General features: G+C 56.4%; 8 protein-coding genes. All 8 read right to left on the bottom strand.

Annotated features, from left to right (window positions below; all coding sequences use genetic code 11):
* Positions 1-260 precede the first annotated feature (260 nt).
* Entirely contained in the window at positions 261-1442 is a 1182-nt protein-coding gene (locus tag DBO31_RS06925; RefSeq protein ID WP_234995426.1) for an amidohydrolase, read from the bottom strand.
* Positions 1443-1755: 313 nt separating this feature from the next.
* A complete protein-coding gene (locus DBO31_RS06930; RefSeq protein WP_200817480.1) occupies positions 1756-2880 on the bottom strand; it encodes an HAD family hydrolase in 1125 nt (374 codons plus the stop codon).
* A gap of 17 nt (positions 2881-2897) precedes the next feature.
* Entirely contained in the window at positions 2898-3614 is a 717-nt protein-coding gene (gene hisIE, locus DBO31_RS06935) for a bifunctional phosphoribosyl-AMP cyclohydrolase/phosphoribosyl-ATP diphosphatase HisIE (RefSeq protein ID WP_059076077.1), read from the bottom strand.
* Positions 3614-4378, bottom strand: coding sequence for an imidazole glycerol phosphate synthase subunit HisF (gene hisF / locus DBO31_RS06940; protein ID WP_059076076.1), 765 nt, complete (start codon positions 4376-4378; stop codon positions 3614-3616). Before hisF ends, hisIE begins: the two co-directional genes overlap by 1 nt.
* The gene (gene hisA, locus DBO31_RS06945; RefSeq protein WP_150824779.1) at positions 4379-5095 is read right to left on the bottom strand and encodes a 1-(5-phosphoribosyl)-5-[(5-phosphoribosylamino)methylideneamino]imidazole-4-carboxamide isomerase; all 717 of its coding nucleotides are present in this window, start codon (positions 5093-5095) and stop codon (positions 4379-4381) included.
* 4 nt (positions 5096-5099) lie between these two features.
* The gene (hisH, locus tag DBO31_RS06950; protein ID WP_150824780.1) at positions 5100-5714 is read right to left on the bottom strand and encodes an imidazole glycerol phosphate synthase subunit HisH; all 615 of its coding nucleotides are present in this window, start codon (positions 5712-5714) and stop codon (positions 5100-5102) included.
* Between the two features lies 1 nt (position 5715).
* Entirely contained in the window at positions 5716-6357 is a 642-nt protein-coding gene (gene hisB / locus DBO31_RS06955) for an imidazoleglycerol-phosphate dehydratase HisB (protein WP_369907364.1), read from the bottom strand.
* Positions 6293-6799 (bottom strand): aminotransferase class I/II-fold pyridoxal phosphate-dependent enzyme (locus tag DBO31_RS06960; protein WP_150824782.1); only part of this gene is annotated, 507 nt, incomplete at its 5' end. The genes DBO31_RS06960 and hisB, both read right to left, overlap by 65 nt.

Raw genomic sequence — 6799 nt, forward strand, 5'->3', positions numbered from 1 at the left:
CCACCATGTGGAGACTCTCTGGGCCATTCCTGCTTCTGTACTCTTCTCTTCATTGCCTGTTGTTCAGTTGATGGTGTAAGTTTACCATAGGCACCAGGCTCTGTCAATACAATTTTAGAACTTTATTCTAATTTTATTTCTTCTGCCCGTATCTGAGTGAAGTCTCTTATTTTCTGTCATATTCTGTCTTCTATGGCAGGAAATAAAAAATCCATCATCCCCCGGATTTACAAGGAGATGATGGATGGAATGTAATTCTATTATTTATTGGCTTCCAGCCAGTCGAGGGCATACTGGGCAAAGATAGCGGCGCCGTTTCCCAACACGTCCTCATCGACGGTATAGCGGTTGCTGTGCTGGGGATACATGGCATTTTTTTCGGGATTGCGGATGCCGACGATGCCGTAGCAGCAGGGCTTCTTTTCCGTATAGAAAGCAAAATCTTCGCAGGCCATGGTGTGTTCCATGGGGACGACGTTGTCTTCGCCTACGACTTTGGCCGCCGCTTTGGCTCCCAGTCCGGCACAGGCTGCGTCATTGATAGTCGGCGGGGCGATGAGATCCATGTGGAAATCGGCGGTAGCACCGTATTGATGAGCCGTATCGTGGACCATATCGCTCAGCATCGTTTCCAGCAGTTTGCCCGTTTCCGGCAGGAAATAACGGCATGTCCCTTCCATATGGGCTTCGCCGGAGACGATATTAAAGGCCGTGCCACTCCGGACGGTGCCTATGGTCAGGGCAACCGAATCGAGGGGGCTGACCCGGCGGGATACGATGGTCTGGATATTGAGCAGGATGGACGCCGCTACGACCGAGGCATCGATGCCCTGATGAGGCAGCGATCCGTGGCAGCCCGTGCCGTGAACGTCGATGTAGAAATGGGTGCCGGCGGCAAAGCGGGGGCCGGCCTGGATATTGACCTTGCCGGCAGGCATGTCGAACCAGACATGGGCCGCGTACATGGAGCCGACTTTATCATACCAGTCGCCGAAGCGCAGCATGTATTCCGCACCGGCGCAGAGTTCTTCTGCCGGCTGGAAAACGAAATAGACCGTGCCGCAGATCTGGTCCTGTACTTCGTGGAGGATGTACGCCGCCCCAAGGAGCATGGCGATGTGGTTGTCATGACCACAGGCATGCATTTTACCTTCGTTTTCCGAAGCAAAGGGAAGGCCTGTCAGTTCTTTGACCGGCAGCCCGTCGATATCGGCGCGGAGTGCTACGGCCTTGCCAGGTTTTCCGCCTTTGAGGCAGGCGACGAGGCCCGTATTCTTTTCCGGGTTGATTTCATAGGGAATCCCCAGTTTGTCCAATTCGGCAGCAATCCGTTTCGTCGTTTCCACTTCCTGGAAACTCAGTTCCGGATGGCGGTGGAACTCCCGCCGCAATGATACGACCGTATCCTGATATTTCTTTGCCAGTTCCTGAATCTGACTCACAATAACCACCCTTTCTACGCACCGCGGCGTCTGGCTTTTTTACTATGCCTCGTCAGCGTGCCCATCATCTGCCACGTCGTCGTCAGTCAGCGTAGCCCCGCTACGCCTCCTTCCATCCTCCTTGCATCTGACGGACCCGCCGACGATGCCTGACGTAAAACGCCAGTCGTCGCGGCGCTTAATCGCTAAGTTTTGTATAAAAATAGTCGGTTCGTCGAACTGGCTTCGACGAACGAACTACGACCAACGGCTCTTCCCGGCCGGCACCCCTTCCGCGGCCTTTTCATCAAACTTCAAACCTCAAACTATCTTTTCACTTCAATACGTCCAGTATATCCATGACGTTGTTTACGATGTGGTCGGCTCCTTCTTTTTCGAACATGGCCCGGGCGTTCTGGCCGTCGAGGCCGGTGAGGATGCCAATCATGACGGCGCCCATGGATCTGGCACACCATACGTCAGCCAGGGAGTCGCCTACGACGTAATAGGTCCCCTGTTTGAACGTATCCGGATGATCTGCGTAGGCTTCATAACGGTCCGGGTAATGGCCGAAGGCTCCCAGGTAATAAGCAAAGGGATTGGGTTTGTCCAGGGAGCGGTGGAGCAGGGCCGCCGCTTCGTCGACGTCGGTCGAAGTCGAGATGTAGAGAGGATCGAATTCGTCATACCAGCCGTAGTGGCGGAAGGGAATTTCCATTTCCCGGCGGCTGCGGCCGGTGGCGATGGCGATGTCATAGCCGCGGCGCTTCAGTTCCTGGAACAGGTGACGGATATCATCCGGATCGGCCAGGGGGTCTTCGTTGGTGAGAAAACCGCTCTTGCCAGGGTTATCCGGTTCCCTGCCGTACGTTTCCCGGTACAGGTCGTCACCGAAATACCAGTTCTGGAAGCAGTCCACGTGGAGATGCCACAGAGAGGAGTCGAGGGATGCATAGGGCACGAGGGCCTGTCCGCCCTTCGATTCGCCGGCGGCTTTGCCCAGGTATTCAAAGACCTGGTCTTTGCTGGCGCCGTCGGGGACGGTATCCCTGAGGACATCCAGTACATCGCTGGCCGTAGGCATGTCGCAGTTTTTCAGGAAAATGCCTGCCAGGCGGACGCCGCGCAGGGTGTCAAAGGAGAGGCGGCGGATCTGTCCTGTCGTCGCCGCATACTGTTCCAGCATGAGCCAGAGTGTCACGAAAATATGAGCGTGGACCATATCCCAGTTGTCGTTGACGCCATGGCCTTTGAGCCACTGCAGGATTTCATCGTCTTTCCAGTAACGGGCCCGCAGGTCCCGTATTTCCTCTTCTGTCAGATTGGCCCGGACCGGTTCCTGGGACAGCCCCATGTACAAAGGGCTGTTGTACCATTCCCAGAGCGTCAGGGCCGATACGTCAAAATAGCGTTTTTCGCTGAGAAGCACGCCATCGACATCAAAAATTACTTTCTTCATTTTATTTCACCTTGTAATCAAAATGTCTTGTCCTGATGGCCGACGGTTTTTTTATTGCCTTTGACATGGCTCCGCCCTTCGAGGATGGTCATGACATCGTTGACGGTCACGCCCGTATCTTCCCAGAGCACGGCCAGATGATACAGGAGGTCGGCCGATTCCTTGCACACTTCCAGGCGCAGATTGTCCGCTTCTTCGTTCTGTTCTCCTGCCACGGGATCGGCGTTTTTGGCGGCGATGATGACTTCTGCCCCTTCTTCGCCGATTTTCTTGCCGATTTTATCGATGCCCGTCTGCAGGAGATAAGCCGTATAGGATTTTTCCGTCGGATGGACCCGTTTTTCCTTTATTTCGTCCTGCAGATCGGCCATCATGGACAGGCTGCCCGCATAGGATGTTTCGTCTTTGCCGGCAAGGCCCCGGTAGAAGCACGATTTGTGCCCCGTATGGCAGGCGGCTCCCGTCTGATTGACGGTGATGAGCAGCGTATCGGCATCGCAATCGACGGCGATAGCCTGCACGTCCTGGAAATGGCCCGATTCTTCGCCTTTGTTCCAGAGTTTCTGGCGGCTGCGGCTGTAGAACCAGGTCCGCCCCGTTTCCAGGGTCTTTTTCAGCGATTCTTCGTTCATGTAGGCCATCATCAGGACTTTTCCGCTCCGGCCTTCCTGTACGATAGCCGGCACGAGGCCTTTTTCATCAAATTTGATATTCTGTATATCTACATATTCCATTATTTTTCTGCCCCTCTCATGGGAATTCCTTCGCCCTGAAGATACGCTTTGAGGTCCGGGATGGCGATCTGGCCGAAGTGAAATACCGACGCAGCCAGAGCGGCATCGGCACCGGCGTCGAAGACGTCCTTGAAATCTTTCATTGTGCCGGCCCCGCCGGAGGCGATGATGGGCACGGGCAGTTCCGTGGACAGGCGGTGGTTGAGGGCCAGGTCGAAGCCCGATTTTTCACCGTCCGAATCCATAGAATTGATGCAGATTTCCCCGGCTCCCAGAGCGACGCCCTGCTTGGCCCAGGCGATGGCATCGAGGCCGGTATTCTTGCGGCCGCCATCGACGTAGACCTGCCAGCTGCCCTGACCATCGCGCTTGGCATCGATGGACAGGACGACGCACTGGCTGCCGTAGCGTTCTGCCGCTTCACGGATGAGTTCCGGCCGCCGTACAGCTGCCGAATTGACAGAAACCTTGTCGGCACCGGCCCGCAGGACCTGATGGAAATCGTCGATACTGCTGATGCCGCCGCCGATGGTAAAGGGAATGTTGATTTCTTCCGCTACGGCCCGGACGACATCGATGAAGATATGACGTTTTTCGTATGAAGCGGTGATATCGTAGAAAACGAGTTCGTCCGCCATCTGATCGGAGTAGAATTTCCCCAGTTTCACCGGGTCATCTACGTCCTGTATATTCTTGAACTGTTTGCCTTTGACGACGCGTCCGTCGCGCACATCGAGGCATGGTACAATACGTTTTGCCAGCATTTACCGTCCCCCCAGACTTCGGATCTGTTCCATCGTAATCCGGCCTTCGTACAGGGCCTTGCCTGTAATGGCCCCGTAGACGCCCATATTCTGCAGCGTCTTCAGGTCTTCTATGCTGCTGATGCCGCCCGAGGCGATGAGGCGGATGTACGGCAGATGCTGCAGCTGTTCCATCATGTCCAGATTGGGGCCGGTGAGCATGCCATCGCGGCTGATATCCGTGTAGACGATGGTCCGGAGGCCAATGGAAATGAGGAAACTGGCAAAGGGCAGGACTTTCTTGTCGCTCCCTTCCACCCAGCCGCGGGTCGCGACCGTGTCGCCCTTGGCATCGATGGAAACGACCAGTTCCGAGCCGTATTTCTTTGCCATTTCGCGGGTAAAGGCTTCGTCTTCGACGGCCTTGGAGCCGATGATGACCCGGGCCACTCCCTGTTCGAGATAGGTGTTGATGGCTTCTTCGCTGCGGATGCCGCCGCCCACTTCTACGGGGATATCGACGGCGTCGCAGATGCGGCCGATGACCGAAGCGTTGCAGCGGTCGCCCTTGAAGGCTCCGTCGAGATCGACGACGTGGAGAAACTGGGCTCCCCCGTCGGCCCATTTCCGGGCGGCTTCGACGGGATCATCAAAATAGGTCGTGCTGTCTGTCTCTACGCCCTGGCGCAGGCGGACGGCATGGCCGTTTTGTATATCTATAGCCGGAAGTACGATCATACTATCATCCCTTCTGTACGTAATCTAAGACATTCTGCAGGAGCTGTGCCCCGACGGGACCGCTCTTTTCCGGATGGAACTGCATGCCCAGGACGTTGTCCCTGCCGCAGATGGCCGGGACCGGGCCGTCGTAATCGGCGGTCGCGATGACGTCGGGCGTATCGGCCGGCGTCTTGTGGTAGGAGTGAACGAAGTAGACATAGGGATGGGCGGGAAGATTTTTCTGCAGCCAGTGGGGCTGACGAAATTCCAGTTCGTTCCATCCCATGTGGGGTACTTTGAGCTTCGTCTGAAATGGTACGACTTCGCCGGGAAGGAAACCCAGGCAGTCGTATTTGCCGCCTTCGTAATCGGTTTCAAAGAGTGCGTGCATGCCCAGGCAGATGCCCATAAAGAACTTTCCCGCCTGTACCTGTCCGGTCAAAAGCGGAATGAGGTCGAATTTCTGCAGATTGGCCATGGCGTCGCGGATGGCGCCGACACCGGGCAGTTCCACCAGGGCCGCGTCGCGGATGACCTGGGGATCGCGGGTGATGACCGGATCCTGGCCGAGGCGGCGCCAGGCATTGTATACATTGGCCAGATTGCCGATTTCATAATCAATGATGGCTATTTTCATCTTATAACACCCCTTTGGTAGAAAGTACGCTGTCGGCATTGCCTTCGATGGCAACGGCCTGACGGAGTGCATGGCCCAGACCCTTGAATACCGATTCGACGATGTGATGGGCATTGGTGCCGTACAGATTGGCCACGTGCAGGTTCATTTTGCCGTGGACAGCCAGGGCGTAGAGGAAATCCTGCAGCATTTCCGTTTCAAAGGTGCCAATCCGTTCGACCGCCAGTTTCACATCATAGACCAGATAGGGACGGCCGCTGAGGTCGATGACGACCCGCGTCAGGGCTTCATCCATGGGGCAGTAGAACATGCCATAGCGGTTGATGCCTTTCTTGTCGCCCAAGGCCTGCGTGAGGGCATCGCCCAGGACGATGGCCAGGTCTTCCAGTGTATGATGGGTGTCGACGTCGAGGTCGCCGTGGACGTGAAGCGACAGGTCCATGCCACTGTGGCAGGCCAGGAGATTTAGCATGTGGTCAAAAAAGCCGATGCCCGTCGAGCCGACAAAGGTCCCTTCCCCATCGAGTTCGAGCGAAACGGCAATCTGTGTCTCTGCCGTTTCCCTGTTGACAGACGCATTACGCACGGCCGGCCACCTCCTTGTAGAGGCTGCGGAACACGGCGAGGATCCGGTCGGCCACATCGCGGGTCGTCACAGTGAGGCGGATGCAGTTCTGCAGGTCTTTGGCGCTGTAGAAGCGGACGCATATATCGGCTTTTTTCATAGCAGCGATGAGGGCCGGACCGTCGGGGACGCGGACGAGGATGAAATTGGTCGCGCTGGGATAGACCGTGACGCCATCAAAGCCGCTCAGTTCCCGTTCCAGATAGTCCCTGTTTCCGATAGTCGGCGGGACGTTGTGCCCGAGGATTTCATCACGGTGTTTCATGGCCACGCAGCCCATGAGCTGGGTAACGCTGTTGAGGTGATAGCTCAGTTTGGTCAGCGACAGGGCGTCGATGACGTCTTCCCGGGCCACGCCGTAGCCCAGACGGAATCCGGCCAGGCCAAAGGCTTTGGACAGGGTGCGGATGACGATGAGGTTGTCGTACCGGTCCATGAGGGGAATGACGCTGTCCTGTCC

The sequence above is a fragment of the Megasphaera sp. DJF_B143 genome, from assembly GCF_900320625.1.
Taxonomy (GTDB): domain Bacteria; phylum Bacillota; class Negativicutes; order Veillonellales; family Megasphaeraceae; genus Megasphaera; species Megasphaera hexanoica.

What these genes read in the sequence shown, in the direction of transcription:
- DBO31_RS06930 (WP_200817480.1), bottom strand. Translation starts at nt 2,880, where the DNA reads ATGAAGAAAGTAATTTTTGATGTCGATGGCGTGCTTCTCAGCGAAAAA.
- hisIE (WP_059076077.1), bottom strand. Translation starts at nt 3,614, where the DNA reads ATGGAATATGTAGATATACAGAATATCAAATTTGATGAAAAAGGCCTC.
- hisF (WP_059076076.1), bottom strand. Translation starts at nt 4,378, where the DNA reads ATGCTGGCAAAACGTATTGTACCATGCCTCGATGTGCGCGACGGACGC.
- hisA (WP_150824779.1), bottom strand. Translation starts at nt 5,095, where the DNA reads ATGATCGTACTTCCGGCTATAGATATACAAAACGGCCATGCCGTCCGC.
- hisH (WP_150824780.1), bottom strand. Translation starts at nt 5,714, where the DNA reads ATGAAAATAGCCATCATTGATTATGAAATCGGCAATCTGGCCAATGTA.
- hisB (WP_369907364.1), bottom strand. Translation starts at nt 6,357, where the DNA reads ATGTGGCCGACCGGATCCTCGCCGTGTTCCGCAGCCTCTACAAGGAGG.